The sequence below is a fragment of the Mesorhizobium sp. CA4 genome (genome assembly GCF_020165075.1).
In the GTDB taxonomy this organism is placed as follows: domain Bacteria; phylum Pseudomonadota; class Alphaproteobacteria; order Rhizobiales; family Rhizobiaceae; genus Mesorhizobium.
In genome coordinates, this window is sequence record NZ_JAIUHK010000033.1 from 53,553 (window position 1) to 72,264 (window position 18,712).

16 protein-coding genes and 1 pseudogene are annotated in these 18,712 nt (G+C 62.8%); 9 read left to right on the forward strand and 8 right to left on the reverse strand.

Annotation, left to right across the window (positions count from 1 at the left end):
• Window positions 1-7: 7 nt before the first annotated feature.
• From LB528_RS23650 to LB528_RS23665, 4 genes are read left to right on the forward strand one after another with little or no spacing between them, the layout of a single operon-like run.
• Window positions 8-1,012: an SDR family NAD(P)-dependent oxidoreductase gene (locus LB528_RS23650; RefSeq protein WP_224716507.1), complete on the forward strand. Its 1,005-nt coding sequence runs from the start codon at window positions 8-10 to the stop codon at window positions 1,010-1,012.
• Window positions 1,009-2,277 (forward strand): hypothetical protein, encoded by a 1,269-nt coding sequence (locus tag LB528_RS23655; RefSeq protein ID WP_224515737.1) that lies wholly within the window; start codon window positions 1,009-1,011, stop codon window positions 2,275-2,277. The genes LB528_RS23650 and LB528_RS23655 overlap by 4 nt, the downstream gene beginning before the upstream one ends.
• Window positions 2,264-3,529 (forward strand): polysaccharide biosynthesis/export family protein, encoded by a 1,266-nt coding sequence (locus tag LB528_RS23660; RefSeq protein ID WP_224716508.1) that lies wholly within the window; start codon window positions 2,264-2,266, stop codon window positions 3,527-3,529. Before LB528_RS23655 ends, LB528_RS23660 begins: the two co-directional genes overlap by 14 nt.
• Window positions 3,530-3,584: 55 nt before the next feature.
• A complete protein-coding gene (locus LB528_RS23665; protein WP_224515734.1) occupies window positions 3,585-4,277 on the forward strand; it encodes a N5-glutamine methyltransferase family protein in 693 nt (230 codons plus the stop codon).
• Window positions 4,278-4,289: 12 nt separating this feature from the next.
• Here LB528_RS23665 and LB528_RS23670 read toward each other — a convergent pair whose 3' ends face one another.
• The 5 genes from LB528_RS23670 to LB528_RS23690 are packed head-to-tail and all read right to left on the reverse strand — an operon-like array spanning window position 4,290 to window position 11,822.
• Window positions 4,290-4,565: an acyl carrier protein gene (locus LB528_RS23670; protein WP_224515733.1), complete on the reverse strand. Its 276-nt coding sequence runs from the start codon at window positions 4,563-4,565 to the stop codon at window positions 4,290-4,292.
• Window positions 4,566-4,616: 51 nt separating this feature from the next.
• Window positions 4,617-6,170, reverse strand: coding sequence for a class I adenylate-forming enzyme family protein (locus tag LB528_RS23675; RefSeq protein ID WP_224716509.1), 1,554 nt, complete (start codon window positions 6,168-6,170; stop codon window positions 4,617-4,619).
• Window positions 6,167-8,188: an asparagine synthase (glutamine-hydrolyzing) gene (gene asnB / locus LB528_RS23680; protein ID WP_224716515.1), complete on the reverse strand. Its 2,022-nt coding sequence runs from the start codon at window positions 8,186-8,188 to the stop codon at window positions 6,167-6,169. Before asnB ends, LB528_RS23675 begins: the two co-directional genes overlap by 4 nt.
• Before the next feature lie 5 nt (window positions 8,189-8,193).
• On the reverse strand, window positions 8,194-9,177 hold the full coding sequence (gene nadE / locus LB528_RS23685) for an NAD(+) synthase (RefSeq protein WP_224515730.1): 984 nt from the start codon (window positions 9,175-9,177) through the stop codon (window positions 8,194-8,196).
• Window positions 9,174-11,822, reverse strand: coding sequence for an AMP-binding protein (locus tag LB528_RS23690; RefSeq protein ID WP_318012346.1), 2,649 nt, complete (start codon window positions 11,820-11,822; stop codon window positions 9,174-9,176). Before LB528_RS23690 ends, nadE begins: the two co-directional genes overlap by 4 nt.
• A 233-nt stretch (window positions 11,823-12,055) precedes the next feature.
• On the opposite strand from LB528_RS23690, the gene LB528_RS23695 reads away from it, so the two are divergent.
• From LB528_RS23695 to LB528_RS23705, 3 genes and pseudogenes are all read left to right on the forward strand, one after another.
• Window positions 12,056-13,075, forward strand: a complete 1,020-nt coding sequence (locus LB528_RS23695; protein ID WP_224716511.1) for an NAD-dependent epimerase — start codon at window positions 12,056-12,058, stop codon at window positions 13,073-13,075.
• A 226-nt stretch (window positions 13,076-13,301) separates the two neighbouring features.
• A pseudogene (locus LB528_RS23700) lies at window positions 13,302-13,412 on the forward strand (FCD domain-containing protein); the annotation flags it as partial.
• Window positions 13,413-13,777: 365 nt separating this feature from the next.
• On the forward strand, window positions 13,778-14,032 hold the full coding sequence (locus LB528_RS23705) for a hypothetical protein (RefSeq protein ID WP_224515723.1): 255 nt from the start codon (window positions 13,778-13,780) through the stop codon (window positions 14,030-14,032).
• Between the two features lie 28 nt (window positions 14,033-14,060).
• Here LB528_RS23705 and LB528_RS23710 read toward each other — a convergent pair whose 3' ends face one another.
• The gene (locus tag LB528_RS23710; RefSeq protein WP_224716512.1) at window positions 14,061-15,179 is read right to left on the reverse strand and encodes a P1 family peptidase; all 1,119 of its coding nucleotides are present in this window, start codon (window positions 15,177-15,179) and stop codon (window positions 14,061-14,063) included.
• Window positions 15,180-15,186: 7 nt separating this feature from the next.
• The gene (gene xseA, locus LB528_RS23715; protein ID WP_224716513.1) at window positions 15,187-16,752 is read right to left on the reverse strand and encodes an exodeoxyribonuclease VII large subunit; all 1,566 of its coding nucleotides are present in this window, start codon (window positions 16,750-16,752) and stop codon (window positions 15,187-15,189) included.
• A 72-nt stretch (window positions 16,753-16,824) separates the two neighbouring features.
• Here xseA and LB528_RS30295 point away from each other — a divergent pair, with 72 nt between their 5' ends.
• Window positions 16,825-16,956 carry a hypothetical protein gene (locus tag LB528_RS30295; RefSeq protein WP_263484127.1) on the forward strand — a complete coding sequence of 44 codons (132 nt, stop codon included), beginning with the start codon at window positions 16,825-16,827 and terminating at the stop codon, window positions 16,954-16,956.
• Between the two features lie 2 nt (window positions 16,957-16,958).
• Here LB528_RS30295 and LB528_RS23720 read toward each other — a convergent pair whose 3' ends face one another.
• Entirely contained in the window at window positions 16,959-17,915 is a 957-nt protein-coding gene (locus LB528_RS23720; RefSeq protein WP_224515716.1) for a LysR substrate-binding domain-containing protein, read from the reverse strand.
• Between the two features lie 182 nt (window positions 17,916-18,097).
• On the opposite strand from LB528_RS23720, the gene LB528_RS23725 reads away from it, so the two are divergent.
• A complete protein-coding gene (locus tag LB528_RS23725) occupies window positions 18,098-18,388 on the forward strand; it encodes a DUF1127 domain-containing protein (protein WP_224515713.1) in 291 nt (96 codons plus the stop codon).
• Window positions 18,389-18,712 lie beyond the last annotated feature (324 nt).

Consider the following 18,712-nt stretch of genomic DNA (forward strand, 5'->3'; position numbering starts at 1 on the left):
TCAGGACATGACTTACAAGGGAAAGAGAGTTTTGGTCACCGGGGCGGATGGGTTCATAGGGTCGCATCTGACTGAAGCCCTGGTGCGCGGCGGTGCCGACGTGACGGCATTGGCTCTCTACAATTCGTTCGACAGCCACGGGTGGCTGGATGACCTGCCGGACGAGATCCGAACCCAGCTCAAGCTCGTCCGCGGCGACGTTCGCGACAGTGCCTTCCTGAACCGGATCGTACGTGGCCAGGCCGTCGTGTTCCATCTCGCCGCATTGATCGCCATTCCGTACTCCTACGCAGCCGCCCAGTCCTACGTGGAGACCAACGTCTTGGGCACCGTGAATGTGCTCGAAGCCGCCCGTCAGTGGGATACCGAGCGCATAGTGCACACCTCGACCAGTGAGGTGTATGGCACCGCTTTGACCATGCCGATCAATGAGACCCACCCGCTGCAGGGCCAGTCGCCCTACTCGGCTTCCAAGATCGGAGCCGACATGATGGCGGAGTCCTACGCCCGTTCGTTCGACCTTCCAGTCGTGGTGCTTCGTCCGTTCAACACATTCGGGCCACGGCAAAGCGAACGGGCGATTGTTCCGACCCTGATCAGGCAGGCCATCGACCCAAAATGCCAGGCCATCATGGTGGGAGATACGAGTCCGGTTCGCGATCTTACCTTCGTCGAAGACACGGCCGCGGCGTTTCTCAGCGCAGGCTCCGCCGAGCTCGAATTCGGCCATGCCTACAATGCAGGAAGCCAGCGTGCCGTGACCATATCCGACGTGCTGGACTTGGTGCTGGAGTTGAGCGGTTCCAACAAGCCGGTCCATCGTGACGAGGGCCGGCTGCGCCCGCAAAATTCCGAGGTCCGGGCACTGCTGGCGGATTCATCCCGGCTTGAGAGCGCAACAGGATGGAGGGCTCGAACGGACTTGCGCGAAGGCCTCAGACGGACCATCGCGTGGTGGCGGGCGCGCCTGAGCGAGGGGCGGGTACGTCATGAGATGAGCTATATGACATGAGGCTTCCCGCGTTTTCCGCCGCATTGCTGCTGGTTTGCGTTGCCGCATTTGCCGGCCTGCGGACGGCCGGGGGGGAGGCGAGCGACACGTCCGCCGGCTTCGTGGCTCCGGTGGCGATGGATTTGCCCGACTATCTTCGTCCCGCCATCGACCCCGCATTCGGCACAAGCATTGTTCGCATCTCCAAGCCTGGCCCTCTTGGAAATGGGGTGGTTTGCGGGCCTAAGTATTGCAGCCATCGCTATTCGAGCGCTCAAGCCTGGAATGCGGACCAGACATTGCTCCTCCTCGACAACGGCTGCAATGGAATGTGCTTTCTCGACGGGCACACCTATAAGGCGCTGTTTTGGCGCAAACGAGGGGGCGAGTGCGAGTGGCATCCCCGAAATGCCGAATTGATGATCTGTGTTCAGGACCGGGCAGTCTCGACCTGGGCCCCGCGGACCAATCACGAAGACGTCCTTTTCACATCCGCGGACTACCACGATCTGCAATTCGGTCCATCCAAGGGCAATCCCAGCCGCGACGGTAGCCGCATCGCGGTCCGCGCGGTCCGCAAGGACGGCGCGGACGTCGTTTTTGCCTATGATCTGAACCAGCGGCGGAAGTTTCCTGACATCGACCTTTCTCAGGTGCCCGGAAAGACCAGTTCCTGCACGATCTCTCCACTCGGAACGAGCATTCTCTGCTCCCCAAACCTTATTGACGGCACAGAACAAAGGGTAATTTTTGCCGTTGATGGCACTTTGCTCCAGAGATGGACGGACCACCATCGGCCCGGCCATGGTGACATCACGCTCGACGAGGATGGGAGCGAAATCTTCGTTGGGATCAGCAAATCGGGTCCAGATAGGTATCACATAATCAAGCGCAGGCTGTCGGACGGGAAAGTCACTTCCCTGACCGCGTTCGGCGAAGCCGAGCATGCATCGACGCGCGCACTGAACAGGCCAGGATGGGCATTCCTGAGCTACGGCGGCAATCCGGACGAGATATCGGCCAATCCAACCTGGGCTCCCTATGCGCGCGAGATCGTTGCGCTTCGGCTCGACGGTAGCGGCGCCGTTCGACGCATTGGCCAGACACGAAATGTTCCATTCGACTATTGGAGCGAAACACATGCCTCCCCCTCTCCGGATGGCTCGCAAGTAATCTGGTCAAGCAATTGGGGCGTGCCGGGCGGGCCGGTTTACGAGTTTGTCACCCGTCTCGACTGGTCCGAACAACACAACCCGAAGGAGGTTGTTGCGAATGGTCAACCTTAGCCGGTCATTTCTCGCAGCTCTTGCTCTGCTGGGGGCGCTGCCCACGGCCGCGGCTGCCGATCCGTCAACACCCTATCGGATTTCGCCGGGAGATACGGTTGAAATCGGAATAGTCTCCATTCCCGGCCGGACTCAGCGTGCCGTTGTCCAGATGGATGGCACGATCGTGCTGCCCGAAGCCGGCGCGGTCTCGGTCGGCGGTCTCACGCCGCCCGAATTGCAGACGCGTATGCAAGCGATCCTGCCGACCAAGATCTTCCACATCCGCATGCCCGATGGCCGTGAACAGATGGCCGTCGTAAGGCCGAGCGACGTGACTGCGATCATCGCCGAGTATCGCCCGATCTATGTGACCGGTGATGTGCTCACCCCCGGACAACAGGCCTACCGCCCGCTGATGACCGTGCGTCAGGCGATCGCCGTGGCCGGCGGTTTCAGCCTTTTGCGGGCGCGAGGCAACCAGGCAGGCCCGGATCCGACGGATCTGCGACGCGACTACGAGATGATCTGGGGAGAATACACCAGGGACTACTTCCACAGCGCCCGCCTGCGCGCAGAGCTTGACAAGCAGGAAAGCTTCGACATGCAGCCTCCGCAAGGGTCGCCCCTTTCCCCCGCGCTCGCTGCGGGAATAGCAAAGGCTGAAGCGGAGGCGCTCAAGCTCTCCCTGGATAATTTTCGGCAAGAGCAGAGCTTTGTCGAAAAGGGCGCCAAGGATGCCGCGGCGCAGATCCAAACCCTGATCAAGCGTGCGCAGGATGAAGCGGATGCCGTTAAGGCCGATGAAGAGGACCTGGAGCAGGTCACCAAGGCGTTCAAGGCTGGAAACCTGACGAACAACAGGCTCGCCGACGTCCGGCGCGCCGTCCTGCTTTCATCCAGCCGGGCGCTGGAAACCTCCGTCGAGTTGATGAGAACAAAGCGCCAGCAGGAAGACTTTGCCAGGCAGATGGAGCGCAATGAGAACCAAAGGCGCATCGGCCTGCTGAACGAATTGCGGGACACCGAGGTGCGACTGGCCGACATCGGCACGAGGCTTCGCGCTGCGAGCCAGAAGTTGCAGCCCCTGGGTGCAACCGCTGCGCCTCTGTCAATCGCCGGCGAGACGGTTCGAGCCCAGATGACGCTCATTCGCAATGTCGATGGGCAATGGCGCAAGCAGGCGGCCGACGAGGACGCCGAGGTGGCGCCGGGAGATACGATCGAGGTCAGGTTCAGCAACGAACTGGAGAGCGCGGCGGCGGCACAGTAGCGCCGGCGCTTCTGCACCGCACGGTGAGCGCTGGATCCGGTTGTGGAGGCAGGTCTTGAGCCAGGACATCGATGTCGCGGACGCCTATAGCAGAGGCAGCGCGGTCTTCATGGGCATGGAGATGCTTGTCGCGTCCGGCGCACTTGTGCCGAGGCCGGAGACGGAGCTGTTGGGCTCGTCCGCGGTCGACGTGTTGCATCAAATGAACCTGCCGGCGCCGCGCGTGGTCGACATGTGCTGCGGCGCCGGCAATCTCGCTTGCGCCATCGCCCATCAGGTTCCGGCGGCGCGGGTCTGGGCAAGTGATCTTACCGATGGATGTGTCGAGGTGGCGCGCCGAAATGTCGTCCACCATGGCCTAGCCGAGCGGGTGTCGGTCCACCAGGGCGATTTGTTCGAAAGTCTCTCCACTCTGGTGCCTAAGGGCTCGATCGATGTTGTCGTGTGCAATCCGCCCTACATCTCGGAGAAGCGGCTTGAGGGTGACCGCTCCCATCTGGTCGCGCTCGAGCCGCGTGAGGCTTTCGCGGCCGGGCCCTACGGCATCGCTATCCACATGCGCGTGGTGAAGGACGCCTTGGGGTATCTGCGGCCCGGCGGTGCATTGCTGTTCGAGGTCGGCCTGGGCCAGGATCGCCAGGTGGCGAGCCTGCTGGAGCGCAGCAGGAGCTACGAGGGCGTCCGCGCCGTCACCAACCGCGCCGGCGAGGCGCGTGTCGTGCTCGGATACGCCAGGCCGCAGCCCTGAGCGCCTCGCAGCTCATCCCCTCTTGCGGGCGATGAACTGCGCTATTCCCTGGATGGAATCGAGGTTCTCCGGGAGGAGCTCGCTGTCTTCGACAATGACGCCAAAGGTCTCTTCGATGAAGCCGATGACCTCGAGCACGCCGGTGGAATCGACGATGCCCTGATCGAGCAGCGATTCCGTGGCGCTGAGCGATTTCACGTCGGCGATGTAGAAGTTCGAAGCCAGGAAATCGCGAATTTGCTTGATGTAAATGTCGCCCGCCGGGTTCGTTGCCAAGATCGTATCCATAACCCACCCTCCGATAAAAAGCTAAATACTGTGCGCGCGGTCCAACAGGCGCTACGAAAGAGCCACCTTCTTGAGTTTTCCTGTATCGGTCCTCGGCAGGCTGGGCACGATGACGATGGACTTCGGGACCATGAAGTTTTCAAGCCGCTTCTGGCATTCCATCTGAAGCTGCCGCTCGCCGACGATGCGGCCTTGCTCGATCACGACGAAGGCCTTCACGGCCTGGCCGAGAAGCTCGTCAGGCACGCCGACCACCGCGGCCTCCTTGACGCCGGGGATATTCACCAGCACGTTTTCGACTTCCTTCGGCGCAACCTTCTCGCCCCGGGACTTTATGATCTCGTCGCCGCGGCCGATGAAGTAGAGATAGCCCTCCGCGTCCATTCGGCAGTAGTCGCCGGTGTAAAGCACCTGCTCGCCCGGCAAGGGGCCGGGCTTGAGCTTCCTGGCGGTCGCTTCCGGTTTGCCCCAGTAGCCCTTCATCACCGTCGCGCCACGGATGACGAGCTGGCCGACGGTCCCGGGCTTGACGCGTTGGTCATTGTCGTCGACGATCCACATCTCGGTGTTCGGGATCGCGATCCCCACGCTCAGCGGTTTTCGTTCGAGATCTTCCGGCGGCAGATAGGTGCAGCGCTTGCACTCGGTGAGGCCATACATCGAATAGATTTGGGCGCCCTTAAACAGATCCCTGAGCATGGTGATGTGCTTGAGCGGCAAGGCGGCGGCGGTGTTGGTGACATAGCGGATGCTCGAGAAGTCGTGATCCTTCAGCGACTTGAGCTCCGCCAGTGAGGCGAAGATGGTGGGCACGCCGGGAAAGCCTGTGATCCTCTCATCCTTGATGATTTGAAGGATTTGCGCCGGAAACGCGAACGAGCGTTCGAGAACCAGCCGGGCGCCGGTGCGGAACGCCATCAGCATCTGATAGAGACCGTAGTCGAAGGCGAGGGGCAGGACGTTGAGGATAACCTCGTCTTCCCGAAGCTCTAGATAGGACGCAATTGAGGTGCACGCCGCCATCATGTTGCGGTGTGTCAGCATCACGCCTTTGGGCTCGCCCGTGGATCCGGACGTGTAGATGATGGCGGCGAGATCGATGTCGATCGATTTGCGCGCAGGCGCAGCAGGATTTCTCACGGCGGCCGTTTCCCAGCGTATCGCGTGCGGCAGCCGGCTGAGCTCGTCGTCCTCCATCGGCCCTGACACGATCACCTGGCGTAGCGAATGACAATTTCGCGCCGGCTCGCCGAACACGGAGCGCAGATGCCGGTCGGTGATCAGTGCCGCCGGCCGGCAATCATTCAGCAGGTATTCGAGCTTCTCGCTTTTTGTGAGCGGGTTGACGATGCACACGACTGCGTTTGCCTTCAGCACCGCCCAGAAGCTGACAACCGTCTCGACCGTGTTGTCGGCGAAGATCATCACCCGATCGCCGCGTTGCACGCCGGCTGTTGCCAGACAGTGTGCGACCCCGTTGGAACGCTCGTCGATTTCGGCGTAGGTGACGCGTCGCCCGCTGCAGACCAACGCCACCTTGTCGCCGAGCCGGCCGGCTGAGTGGATCAGATAATCATGCAGGAGCGGTACGGCGCCGTGGATCATGCCAACTCCCTTTCGCGATGCTCATAATCGACATCGATGCTGAGATCCGGCTCTGTCACACCGGCAGGGCGGGTCGCGACAAACTGCTGATGGAGAAGCTGCGTCGAGAGCACCCCGACCAGGGCCATGTTGTCGGAATTCGACATGTCTCCCTCGCCGGTTCGAGCTCGGCACTTCCCGACCAGCCGGGTTACCGCTTGGGGATCGAAGACGCCGGCCGCCCGCACTGCCGTCTCCGACAAGGCATCACCAATGTAAGCCGGCGCGCCGTCGGCAAAGAAACTCATCGCATTCGGCGCCCGATAGGGCTGCTTCTTCCGGGCGACGACCTGCGGCGGCAGGATCGGCGCCGCGACGCGCTTCAGCACGTGCTTCTCGTCGAGGCCGCGCAGCTTGTAGGCATCCGGAAGCGCATTCGCCAAGGTAACGACGTTGTCGTCGAGGAAGGGAAAGCGGCCCTCGATCGAGTGAGCCATCAGCATCCTGTCGCCTTGCGAAGAGAGCAGATAGCTCGACATCAGAGTCCGGATCTCCAGATACTGGTCCTGGGCGAGGGGGCTCCAGCGTGGAAATTCGGCCGGCAGCGTCGAGATCAGTTCGCTCACCGCGTCGCGGTCTTCGGAGGCAGCCCGCATATCGGGGCAGAACAAGCGCTTGATCGCGCTGGTCGTGCGCCAGCGCGTGTCATGTGCAAATCCGGCCGCGGCGTGGGCCTCAATATTGCGGCCGAAGAACTGCCGGGCCAGTGCCTGCTGATGAACCGGTGAGCGCGAGAGGTAAGGATAGAGCCGCTCAAGCAAGCGGGCGCGCCTTGTCGACGCCGGCTGACGTCCCCAGAAGCGGCGTACCTTGCCCTCGCGGAACAGGTCATAACCGGCAAACATCTCGTCAGCGCCTTCGCCGGTCAGCACCACTTTGATGCCGCGTTCCCGCACGAGCCTCGACAGCAGGAAGAGCGGTGCCGGGGCGGTCCTGAGGATTGGCCGCTCGGTGTGGCGGATCACCTCGGGAAAGGCTGCGGCTATATCGCCGCGAGAAACGACTATCTCGTGGTGCTCGCTGCCAGTCGCGTCTGCGACGAGCCGTTGGAATTCGGTCTCGTCATATTCGGCGTCGGCAAAACGCAGCGAGAAGGTCTGGAAACGCTCGCCGGCGAAGCGCCTTCCGAGCGTGGCGACAAGGGAGCTGTCGAGCCCGCCTGACAGATAGCAGCCGACCGGCACATCGGCCTGCACGATTCGCAAGGCCGTGGCGCCTTCCAGCATCAGCCGCACTTCCTCCACAGCCTCGTCCAGGGAGCCGCTAAACCGGCCATGGTCCTGATCCTGGATTTCCGGAAAGCGCGGCTGCCAGAACGGGTATTCTCGCGCCGCGCCTTTCTCGTAAAGGCGCACGTGTCCGGGCGGGAGTTCCCGGATGCCCTGGAACACGTTCTGCGGAGCAACAGCCGTCCACAGGGTGAAGGTCTGATCGATGCCAGCCGGATCGAACGCGCGCGGGATAGCGGCCTCGGCCGCGAAAATCGCTTTGACTTCGCTCGCAAAGAACAGGCGGCCGCCATGCTCGCAAAAATGCAGCGGGCAAATGCCGTAGCGATCGCGCGACAGCACCAGCCGGCCTATAGCCGGATCCCAGATCGCCAGCGCCCATTGGCCGTTCATACGCTCGAAGGCTGCCTGACCCCACTCCCGATAGGCGTGCAGGACGACTTCGGTATCGCTGCGGGTGCGGAACCGATGGCCGAGGGCGAACAGCCTGTCGCGCAGCTCGAGGTAGTTGAAGATCTCGCCGTTGAAGACGATCCACGCCGGACTATCAGAGTCGGCGAGCGGCTGCTGCCCGTGTTGAAGATCGACGACCGACAAGCGGGCATGCGCCAGACCGGCGCGTCTGTCGCGGTAAAGCCCCCGTTCGTCGGGGCCGCGATGCGCAAGCGCGCCAGCCATGCGCAATAACGCCTCGCGCGAAGGCGGTTCGGCGTTGGCGTTCAGCGCCAGTATCCCGGCGATTCCGCACATCGTCGTCAGTCCACATCCATCGGCACGGAGGGCAAGGGTCGCGCATGCAGATAGCGTGCTGCCCGACGCTTCGCTTCGATGTCCTTGAAGACCTTCTCGACCTGGCCGCCGGTGAGGCCCGCCGCAGCTGCGACCTCGTCGGCGCATAACCCATGGTTGACGCCATAGAGGCATAGATCCGTCAGGTGGTAAGGCAGCGCGAAGTAGAATTCCTCCTGGCTTTGCGCCATGGAGAATGTGTCGGTGGTCGGCGGCCTGCGGCGGATTTCTTCGTCCACCCCGAGATATTCAGCCAACTGATAGACCTGTGTTTTGTACAGGTGCACGATTGGCATGACGTCGGCGATGCCGTCGCCTTGCTTGACGAAGAAGCCCTGGTCATATTCGAGCCGGTTCGGCGTTCCGGCAACAGCGTAGCCGAGGCGATCCGCATGATAATATTCGGTCATCTTGCGGATGCGCTGCTTGTAATTGGTCGCGGCGACGATCTGCAGATAGGCCGTCAGGGGCAGCCGAACCGTGTTGACCTTGCCCTCCGGATCCTGAACCGTAAGACGGGTGATGTTGAGACCTTGGCTCTCCAGAACCGAGGTCAGCACCAGCTTGCATTTCCATCCTTCGTCATATTCTGGAACGACGGCGCGGATGGCCTCGATCTGCCGGCGATAGGCGCCGATGGCATCGAGCGCCGGGGCGATGTCTTCGACCAGAGTATCGATGCCGAGCTGGGCCGCAACGACACGTCCGAGCCTTAGCGAGTCTCCCGAGGAGTCCCGCTCCGGCATGAAGAGCCCTAGCACCTTATCTTTGCCGAAGGCGCGCACGCACAAGGATGCGACGACGGAACTGTCGATGCCGCCAGACAGTCCGACCACCACGCCGCGCCGCCGAAGCGTGACCAGGACCTGCTCGCGCGTCGATGACACGATGCGGTCCGCCTCCGCGGCTGCGTCCAATGCCAGCACTTCCCTGGTGAATCGCGAGATCACGCTGTTTGGCCCTCCAATTGCAAGGATTCGGCCCGCGTATACGTTTGCAGGACCGCCTTTTCGATCAGCGGACGGTTGGTCGCGACGTGGGGCTCCACGACGAGATCGATATGGGTGCCCACGATCGGGATCACCTGCAGGTCGCGAAACACCTGATCCCACCCGATGGCGCGGGACATGCCCGGGCGAGCGCAGCGAAACAGGGTCCCTTGGATCGGGAGCGCGACCTTGGGCTCCGCCAACCAGCGGAAAAACGCCTGCGCCCTCAACACTTCCTGCAATTCCAGCTTGACCCGGAAGCACGCCCCGTTGAACTGGCCTTCGGTGTAACGGTCGATGGCGCGCGCGAGACGGACTTCGCAACCCATTCTGACCGCGATCTTTGCCAGCGCGCGGCAGGCGACGCGCTGGAACGATATGCGGTTGGACCGGAGCCGGCGCATTGTGCGGGTGACCGTGTCCCACAGGCGGCTGCGCTCGCCCTCCAGGCTTGTGTCGAGGATGCCGATGAACTTGACCGACCGCCCGGCCTCGAGCAGGCGCACCGCGACCTCCAGCGCAACCGCGCCGCCGAGAGAGTGGCCCAGAAGCCTGACATGCCCGGACGGCTGAGCGCGGTTGATTTGCTGGACCGCGGCGTCTGCCATGCTCGCGAGATCGCTCTGTCCGCGCAGGATGAGCGCGAGGCTGGGATACCTGATTGGAACCACTTTCGCGGTTCTTCCCATGGCGGAGGAGAAGGCGGCAAGGCTTGGACCGTAGCCGACGGATCCGGGAAACAGGAAAAGCAGTGGCGGATTGTGCTCCGGAGCGGCTTTGCCGGATGCCGCTGCCTGCGCCGCGACGACAGCCTTCACCATCTCGGCCGCGCTCATTTCGACGGTGAAACTCTCAAGCCCGAGTTCCTGGCCGATGAGGTTCTCGATCTCCATCACGCAGTGCAGCAGCTTCAGCGAGTCTCCTCCGGCCTCGTCCCACCTGCCGGTGGCTGCTCTGGTGTTGAGAACCTTGCTCCATGCCTTCTGCACCACCTTGCCCACCGCCGAATCGGCATCCGAAACTGGCGGGTCGGCGACGGCAACCGGCCTCCTGGCGAGAAGATCCATTTTACTGAGTTTGACGAGGTCGATCTTTCCGCTATCGAGGTAGGGGATCTCGCTTACGCGGTGGAGCCGCAGGGGCCGCAACGCCGGGGGCAGCGTGTCGGCAATCAGCCGGCGCAGGTCCTCCACGAAGTCCGGACCCGCGGCCTCGCCCGGAATGGCGAATGCGACAAGTTCAGTTGCCTCCGTAACGATCGCTACGGCGTCCTGAACCGAGGGGGCGGATCGCAGCACTCTTTCGAGCTCAGCCGGCTCGATGCGTCGACCGTTGATCTTTATCTGGCGCCCCTTCCGGCCGATGATCCTCAACAGACCATCGCTGTCCAGGCGCACGAGATCGCCGGTCGGAAAAATCCGCGCATGCGGGTTGTCGGGGTCGGCGTCGACAGGGATGACGGCGCTATTTTCCCAATGTCCAAGCAGGACATAGGGGCTCTTGATCACGAGCTCTCCCGTTTCGCCGGGGGGAACGCTGTGTCCTTCCTCATCGACGATAGAGAACGCAATACCCGGCAAAAGGCGCCCAACCGGCACGTCGGGCTCGGTGTTCGGTGGTTCCGACGGCACGAACCACTGCGATCCTGTCGTTTCCGTGGACGAATAGCCTATCTGGATCAGGCAATGCGGCGGGACGGCTTTGCGCAGAAGGGCAATGTCGGTCCACAGCACTTTCTCGCCGCCGACGCGGACGACCCGGAGCGATCTGAACGTATCGGCGCAGGCATCCGCCATCAGCGTTCGAAGCAAGGCGGGCACAAGATAGGTGATGGTCGTGCCTTGGTCCTGCATTCGCGCGCGGACGCCGCGCAGCCCCACTGCCTCCAGTTCAACGAGTTGCAAGGTGGCCCCGGTGAGGACGGCCGCCAGGATCTCGCGGCAGCCGGCTATCGTGGCCAGGCCCGACAAGGGGAGAAAAATATCGTCCGAATTGATGTGACACGCCTCGACATATTGTTGCACGCGCCACAGCAAGCTGCGCTGACTGTTGACAATGCCCTTGGGGCGCCCTGTGCTGCCCGAGGTATAGAGAATTATGGCCGGCTTATCGACCGAAGGCTGCGGCAGGGGCTTCGCCAACAGCTCTTGCTGCGAGGCCGAACTTACGCCGACGTCGATCCATTGAATTTCCGGAGGCAGATCGCTGGGCCTGTCGCCGCTGCCCAGCATGGCCGAGAGCTTGGCCGCGGACACAATCTCGCTGATCCGGGGACCGGGATCTCTCGCGTTAAGCGGAATCGAGATCCGTCCGGCTGCCATCGTGGCGAGCATGGCGACTACGCTCCAGACGGAGCATGGCTGGCAGATTCCGACCGGCCTGCCTTCCGGAACGGCATCCGCAATGCGGCGCGATAGGATATCGACGGCGACGCCAAGCGCCGAATAGGAGAGTTCGTCCGTGCCGTCATTGATGGCGATCCTATGCGGATGTCGCTCTACAACCGTTTCCAGAAGGGGACCGATCCCGATATCCGCGAAATCGGCTGGCAAAGGCCGATACGACCGCAGGGCAGGTCCGCCCTGGTCCAGAGCATAGCTACGCACCTCTACCCATCCGGGCGGGCTTTGCGGAAGAGGAGCCTCATCAAGATCCTGGTCCGCTGCTTGTGCCTTCACATATGCCGGGAGCATGGCGTGCCTGAGCTAGAGGTGAGGTTCGGTTATGGCTCCGCCGGGCAGATGTTTCATCGATCATTCTGATGATGCTTCCCGGGATAAAGGGAGGCGAGTGTGGAGGCGGGTGTGAATCTGGTCACAGCTAACATTAGGGACGTGCCGTGACGTCAAACAGGCCTGTTCTTGTCACCGGAGCAGCCGGGTTCATCGGCTTTCATCTATGCCGGAGACTGCTTTCCGACGGCTGGCAAATTGTCGGCCTCGATTCCATGAATGAATACTACGACGTTAATCTAAAGCGAGCCCGACTCGATCAGCTGGAAGAATTTCCGCATTTCCGGTTCGAGCATGTCAATCTGGCCGACCGGGACCGCGTTTCAGCGCTCTTCAGCTCGGCCGATCCGGAAATCGTGGTGAACCTGGCGGCCCAGGCCGGCGTTCGTCATTCGCTGACCAATCCCTATCCCTACGGAGACAGCAATCTAAGCGGATTTCTCAATGTGCTGGAAGGATGTCGCCGCGCCCGCGTCGATCACCTGGTCTATGCGTCATCGAGCTCGATCTATGGCGGCAGCACGCGAATGCCGTTCTCCGTTCACGATTCCGCCGATCACCCGCTCAGCCTCTATGCCGCCAGCAAGAAGGCCAACGAGTTGATGGCGCATACCTACAGCCATCTGTTCGGGCTGCCGACGACGGGGTTGCGCTTCTTCACCGTTTACGGGCCATGGGGTCGGCCGGATATGGCCTTGTTCATCTTCACTAGGGCCATACTTGCAGGCGAGCCGATCGACGTTTTCAACCACGGCAACATGCAACGTGATTTCACCTATATCGATGACATCATCGAGGGCCTGGTCCGCATCATGCGACTGCCCGCAACGGCAAACAAGGAATGGAGCAGTGTCGCGCCTGACCCCGCGACCAGCAGCGCGCCGTTCAGGATCCATAACATCGGCGGCGGTTCGCCGGTTGAGCTGAACCACTTGATCGAACTGCTCGAAGACGCGCTGGGCAAAAAGGCGAAGCGCAACTACATGCCGCTCCAGCCCGGCGACGTGCCTGCGACCTGTGCCGATGTCAGCTCACTTGAGCAAGCGACCGGCTTCAGGCCGAGGATCCCGATCGAGATCGGGGTCCGGCGTTTCGTGGAATGGTATCGGGAATATTATCGGGTATGATCGGACTGCTCCGGTGTCCCGATATCGCAGTTCTCGACACCGGCCGAAGACACGCCTTCCCAACCATCCCAGCGCGCGACAGAGACCTTCGCAGCTCGACATGGCCATCGTGACAACTGGCGTCTTACGCCGAGCCGACGCTCAAATGGTCGGGGAACCCTGGCGATAGGATTGCCGCCAATTTTCTAAGCCCGCTTGCGGATCGACGCCTGATGCCACCTATTGCAGCGAGCACCAACTCGTCCTGGATGCCCTGCTGGCGCGCGACTCCGAAGGCGCCAGCGATGCCATGCTGACGCATCTGAGGACCGTCGAGCGCAATCTTCTGGGGAGGTAGCCGCCCGGATGGCGGACCCCGAGTCGACATTGCATGAGGATGCCGCTATATAGCGCCTGCTCCGGCTGAGGCTGGGGCAGCATTGGCCGGGAAGCTGCGATGTGATTTTTGATACGAATGCGCCGTCAAAGTTAGAAAAAGCAGGCAAAACAACTACGGTTACCGTTTTTCGATCCCGACCAACGATCCCATAATTCTCAATGATCTGAACGTGCACCTCGAACCCTTCCATTCCTTCGGCTTCGCATTCCATTGGCAACATGTCTTGCGGATCGAGGCCGACTCGGCTCGAATGGGCATGCATCCTCTGCAGGGTGGCGAGGTTCATGGCTACCAACCGGCTTGGCCGCTAGGGAAGAAGCAGTATGAGTGAACATGCGATCGAGTTTTTGCGCGGATGGATTGGCGAGAAAGTCCAATGCCAGCATTTGCCGATCAAGATCGACAAGCAGGCCGAGACCCTTGCCAAGGAATGCTGCGCCAAGGCCGCCGAGGCAGGCATTCTGCTGGAGGATATCCAGGAAGAGGTCGGCGATATCCAGGAACTGATCGCGTCGCGCCTCGAGGAAGCCGTTGAAGAGGGCAGCAGCGAAGCAAGGCCCGACAAGCCGGCGGAATAAATACCCGCTGGCATGGGCCGGCGGCGCTCTATCCGAATTTTTCCTTCAGCCATTCTTTGGGCAGCGTCGGCACGAAATTGCCGTCGCGTCCCGTCATGTCTTCATTGGCGGTGAGCGCGTTGAGGATCGCTTCCTCCACCGCTTGCACGACCGCGTCGAAGAATGGGTCAATGTCGACCTCCGGGATGAAATCCGCGTGGGCGATGCGGCCTGAAGGCGCCAGCGCGGCCTCGGCATTGGCGGTCGAGAAGGCGAGAAAAATATCGCCAGAACTGTGGTAGCCATAGCCGCCGGTCATGGCGATGCCGAGCGGCACGCGCCGGGCGAGCCGCTTCATCTGATGCGGCAGGAACGGCGCGTCGGTGGCGACGACGGCGATGATTGAACCCTTTTCGGCGCGCGGCGTGTCCTCGCGGATAGCCGGCTGGGCCAATTCCGGGCCGACACGCCGGCCGCGAATGGTGAAATTGTGCCTTTTGCCGAAATTCGCCTGCACGAACACGCCGAGCACGTGGCGTTTGCCCTGCCATTCGACTATGCGCGAGGCGGTGCCGGACCCGGCCTTGAAGCCGAAGCTTATCATGCCGGTGCCGCCGCCGACGCTGCCTTCCTCGATGGCGCCGCCGCTGGCGCTGTCGAGTGCCGCAGTTACATGGTCGACGCTCACATGATGGCCGTTGATGTCGTTGAGGAAGCCGTCATAGGTCTCGGCCGCCACCGGCAGGCCCCAGCCTGTGTCGAGCGCTGCCGGCAACACTTTGTGCATCCAGCGCAGCGTGGCGTCGCGGGTGACGCCGCAGGAATGCGTGTTGGTGATGGTCACCGGGAAGTTGAAGGCGCCGGTCTCCTCGATAATGTGCGTGCCCGTCAGCTCGCCATTGCCGTTCTGGCTGAACACACCTGCAAAGACCGGGGTCGCGAGCTCTTGAACCGGCCTTGGCAGGATGGCGGTCACACCGGTGCGCACCGGGCCGTTGCCGACCTGCAGCGGGCCGTCGCCGGAAATCAGCGTCGTGTAGCCCACCGACACGCCCGGCACATCGGTGATTGCATTGAAAGGGCCCGGCGTGCCGTCGAGCGCGACGCCGAAGGCGCGCAGGCGCGGCTTGCCCGAAGGCGTGCGAAGATGCGGGTCGTGGTTGCTCATGCGATCCTTAGAACAACGAGCCCTGGTTGCCCGGCTCCTTGGCCTTGGCGGGCGATTTCGCGGCCAGCTTCGGCCGCGCGCCGCCGGAGGTCGCGATGGCCTCGGCAGTGCCGTCGGCGAATTCCAGCTGCAGCGCCGCGCCCGGTGCCAGCTCCGCGACCCCTTTGACGACGGCGCCTTCGGCATCCTTGACCAGCGCGAAGCCGCGCGCCAGCACGGCCTTGTGCGACAGCGTCGACAAGAGACGGTCGGCCTGGGTCAGCGCCGCGCGCAGCCGATCGAGACGCCGCGCCAATGCCTGGTCCTGTCTGCGGCCCAGCCCGGTCAGCGTATCGGCCTGCAGCTTCTGCCGCCGGACGATCGGCCCCGGCGACAGGCGCATCGAATTGCGCTGGAAGCGCGCGCGCCGCTCGCGCACGATGGAGAAGAACGCCGCGCGGGCACGCGCGATGTCGCGGCCGGTCAGCGTGCGCGCCTCATTGAGGCGCCGCGACAGGGTCGCCGGCGTCAGCCTTTGCCGCTCCAGCGTCGCCCGCTTGCGCTCGATATTCACCGTCAGCCCGCGGCCGAGGCGGCTGGTCGCATCGTCGAAACGGCGGCGCGGCAGCGCCAGCAACTGGTCGGGCGAGGGGAGCGCGCGCGCCGCCGCGCGCACCGCCTGGCGCTTGCGCTCCAGGTGCCGCGAGGCGCAGGCGTTGAGCCGCGCGCCGAGGCTGGCCAAGGTTGCCTCCAAGTCCGCCCTGACCGGTACGGCGATCTCGGCTGCGCCCGTCGGGGTGGGCGCGCGCATATCGGCAACAAAGTCGATCAGAGTCGTATCGGTCTCGTGTCCGACGGCCGAGATCACCGGGATGGCGGACGCCGCAACGGCACGCGCCAGCCCTTCGTCGTTGAAGCCCCAGAGGTCCTCGAGGCTGCCGCCGCCGCGCGCCACGATCAACAGATCGGGTTGGCGAATCGGTCCGTCCCATGTCAACGCGTTGAAACCGTTGACGGCCGCAGTCACCTCCCTGGCCGTCGTGTCGCCCTGGACCCTCACCGGCCACACCAGCACATGAAGTGGAAACCGGTCCTTGATGCGATGGATGATGTCGCGGATCACCGAGCCGGTCGGCGAGGTGACGACGCCGATGACTTTGGGCATGAATGGCAGCCGCCGCTTGCGGCCTGCATCGAACAAGCCTTCGGCCTGCAGCCGGCGCTTGCGCTCTTCGAGCAGCGCCATCAGCGCGCCGGCGCCTGCCGGCTCCAGATTGTCGATGACGATCTGATAGTTGGATTTGCCGGGATAGGTCGTCAGTCTGCCGCTGGCGATCACCTCCATACCTTCCTCGGGGCGGAATTTCAGCCGCGCCATGGCCGTCTTCCAGACAACCGCATCGATCCGCGCGCGGTCGTCCTTCAAGGCGAAGTAAGCGTGGCCGGAGGAATGCGGCCCGCGATAGCCGGAAATCTCGCCACGCACCCGCACATTGCCGAAAGCATCCTCGACAGTGCGCTTCAGCGCGCCGGAAATCTCGCTCACCGTGTATTCGGTGGCGTTGCTGCGTGATTCGGTTGCTGTTTCACTCATTTGGCGATTGGGGGACGCTTATCGGCCGGCGTCAAGCTGCGACCAACATCACTAATATTATACAGCAGCTCGTTGACGCGTCAGGTCACGCTGACCGTGCTGACGCTCGCCGCTTTGCTGTCGCCGCCGCTGGAGCCCGGCCAGTTGCTTGCGCTGCCGGGTGTCTCGTCAGCCGATCAGGAGCGCTCCGCCGCTCGGGCCTGACTTTACCATCCAGGCATGATCTGGTTTGCCTTGACCCGTTTCATCTTGGCAAAGGCGAGCGCGGCGAAGTCGAAGCTTCCCGCCTCTTCGCCGACCGGCACGGAAATGTTGTCGAGGCTTTCGGCGATGTGACGGGCCAAAGCGTCGACGATCTCCGGCTGCGAGGTCTGGCCGCGCATGATGCCGATGCGGCAATCCGGCAACTGGCCGAAGCCGTCGGCCTCGCCGAGCACGCGCATGCCGGGCCGAAGCGCGCATTCCGGCAGCACCGAGACCGCCAGGCCGGAAAGGACGGCCGCGGTGATGACGGTGGCCGAGAAGCTGGAAAACAGCACACGATACTCGCGGCTCTGGCGGTCGAGCACGTCGACCGCGGCGCGCCGCCAGATGCAGTTCGGCCGCCCGAACGCCATTGGCAGGATCTCCTGTTCATGCGTAGCGTGGTTGGCTGAGGTGACCCATAAAAGCGGCTCGCGCCGCACCACTTCCGACTGGCCGCGCGTGTCGTTATGCGTCACCAGCGCCAGGTCGAGATTGCCGCGCTTGATGTGCTCGACCAGCCCCGGCGTCGGCTCGCAGACGACCGTCAGCTCGACGCGCGGGTTGGAGCGCGAGAAGCGCGCCATGATCTCGGGCAGGAAGCGGTCGGCATAATCATCCGGCGTGCCGATGCGGATCGTGCCTTCCAACCGCTGGTCGTCGAAGGCGGCAAGCGTCTCGCGGTTGAGGTAGATCAGCCGCCGCGCATAGGAAAGCAGCCGGTCGCCCTCCTCGGTCAGCTTGTTGGTGCGGCCGTCTTTTTCGAACAGCGGCTTGCCGATGCGCTCCTCCAGCCGCCGCATCTGCATCGACACGGCTGACTGTGTCCGGTGCACCTCTTCGGCCGCGCGGGTGAAGCTCCCTGTGTCGGCGATCGAGATGAAGGTCTGCAACTGATCGAGGTCGAGCGGCGCTTTCATCGGTCCAACCTATCATTGATGTTGATGTTAGAGATTAAAAACATTCGTTGGATTAATCAATCGCGCGATGGCAAATTGGCATTGTCCACATGACAGCATGTGAATGGAAACCGGAACGGCGCTTCTCCCAAGGCGCCGATTGCCTGATTTCGTCCGCTCGACTCCTGGAAGGAGAGACTGACATGACCACGATTGAATTCGCTTCCGAGACCCCGCGCATCACCACGCGTCCGGCCGTTGCGACGCGTGTTCTCAATGCTCTCGCCAACGCCTATGTCGCGTGGAAAAACCGCCGCGCCTTCTATCGCCTGGGCGAGATGTCGGACGCCGAGCTTGCCGATATCGGCCTGACGCGCTCCGACCTTCATGTCGCCGTCGCCGTGCCCTTCGGTCGCGATCCGACGGTGAAGCTGCGCGCCATTGCCAGCGAGCGCGCCGACACGATCGAGGATCTTGCTCGTCAGGTAGCGTGAACGGTCTCGTTGAACCTTTTCACGGCTCGACGCGACCAAGTTTCATGCAGGCTCCCACACTCCCTGCCGGTTCCCCGCCGGCCAGCCTGCACATTGCCCGGTTCCCCTCCAGGACCGGGCATTTTTTTGACCGCGCCTCTCTCTGGGCCTGTTGCGTAATTGGCTGGTTGTGATTCTCTGAGAAGGAAGCTCGGAGGGAATCGCAATGGCGGTGAAGCAGACGGGGCAGTTGAGCCTGGCGGAAGCATTTCTGGGCCAGAAGCTTGCAGGTGGATCCTCACCGCTCGACCGACTGTCCGGTCTGGTGAAGTGGTATCGCTTCGA

What these genes read in the sequence shown, in the direction of transcription:
- xseA (WP_224716513.1), bottom strand. Translation starts at nt 16,752, where the DNA reads ATGAGTGAAACAGCAACCGAATCACGCAGCAACGCCACCGAATACACG.
- LB528_RS23720 (WP_224515716.1), bottom strand. Translation starts at nt 17,915, where the DNA reads ATGAAAGCGCCGCTCGACCTCGATCAGTTGCAGACCTTCATCTCGATC.
- LB528_RS23655 (WP_224515737.1), top strand. Translation starts at nt 1,009, where the DNA reads ATGAGGCTTCCCGCGTTTTCCGCCGCATTGCTGCTGGTTTGCGTTGCC.
- LB528_RS23705 (WP_224515723.1), top strand. Translation starts at nt 13,778, where the DNA reads ATGAGTGAACATGCGATCGAGTTTTTGCGCGGATGGATTGGCGAGAAA.
- LB528_RS23710 (WP_224716512.1), bottom strand. Translation starts at nt 15,179, where the DNA reads ATGAGCAACCACGACCCGCATCTTCGCACGCCTTCGGGCAAGCCGCGC.
- LB528_RS23660 (WP_224716508.1), top strand. Translation starts at nt 2,264, where the DNA reads ATGGTCAACCTTAGCCGGTCATTTCTCGCAGCTCTTGCTCTGCTGGGG.
- LB528_RS23675 (WP_224716509.1), bottom strand. Translation starts at nt 6,170, where the DNA reads ATGATCCACGGCGCCGTACCGCTCCTGCATGATTATCTGATCCACTCA.
- LB528_RS23650 (WP_224716507.1), top strand. Translation starts at nt 8, where the DNA reads ATGACTTACAAGGGAAAGAGAGTTTTGGTCACCGGGGCGGATGGGTTC.
- LB528_RS23670 (WP_224515733.1), bottom strand. Translation starts at nt 4,565, where the DNA reads ATGGATACGATCTTGGCAACGAACCCGGCGGGCGACATTTACATCAAG.
- asnB (WP_224716515.1), bottom strand. Translation starts at nt 8,188, where the DNA reads ATGTGCGGAATCGCCGGGATACTGGCGCTGAACGCCAACGCCGAACCG.
- LB528_RS23725 (WP_224515713.1), top strand. Translation starts at nt 18,098, where the DNA reads ATGACCACGATTGAATTCGCTTCCGAGACCCCGCGCATCACCACGCGT.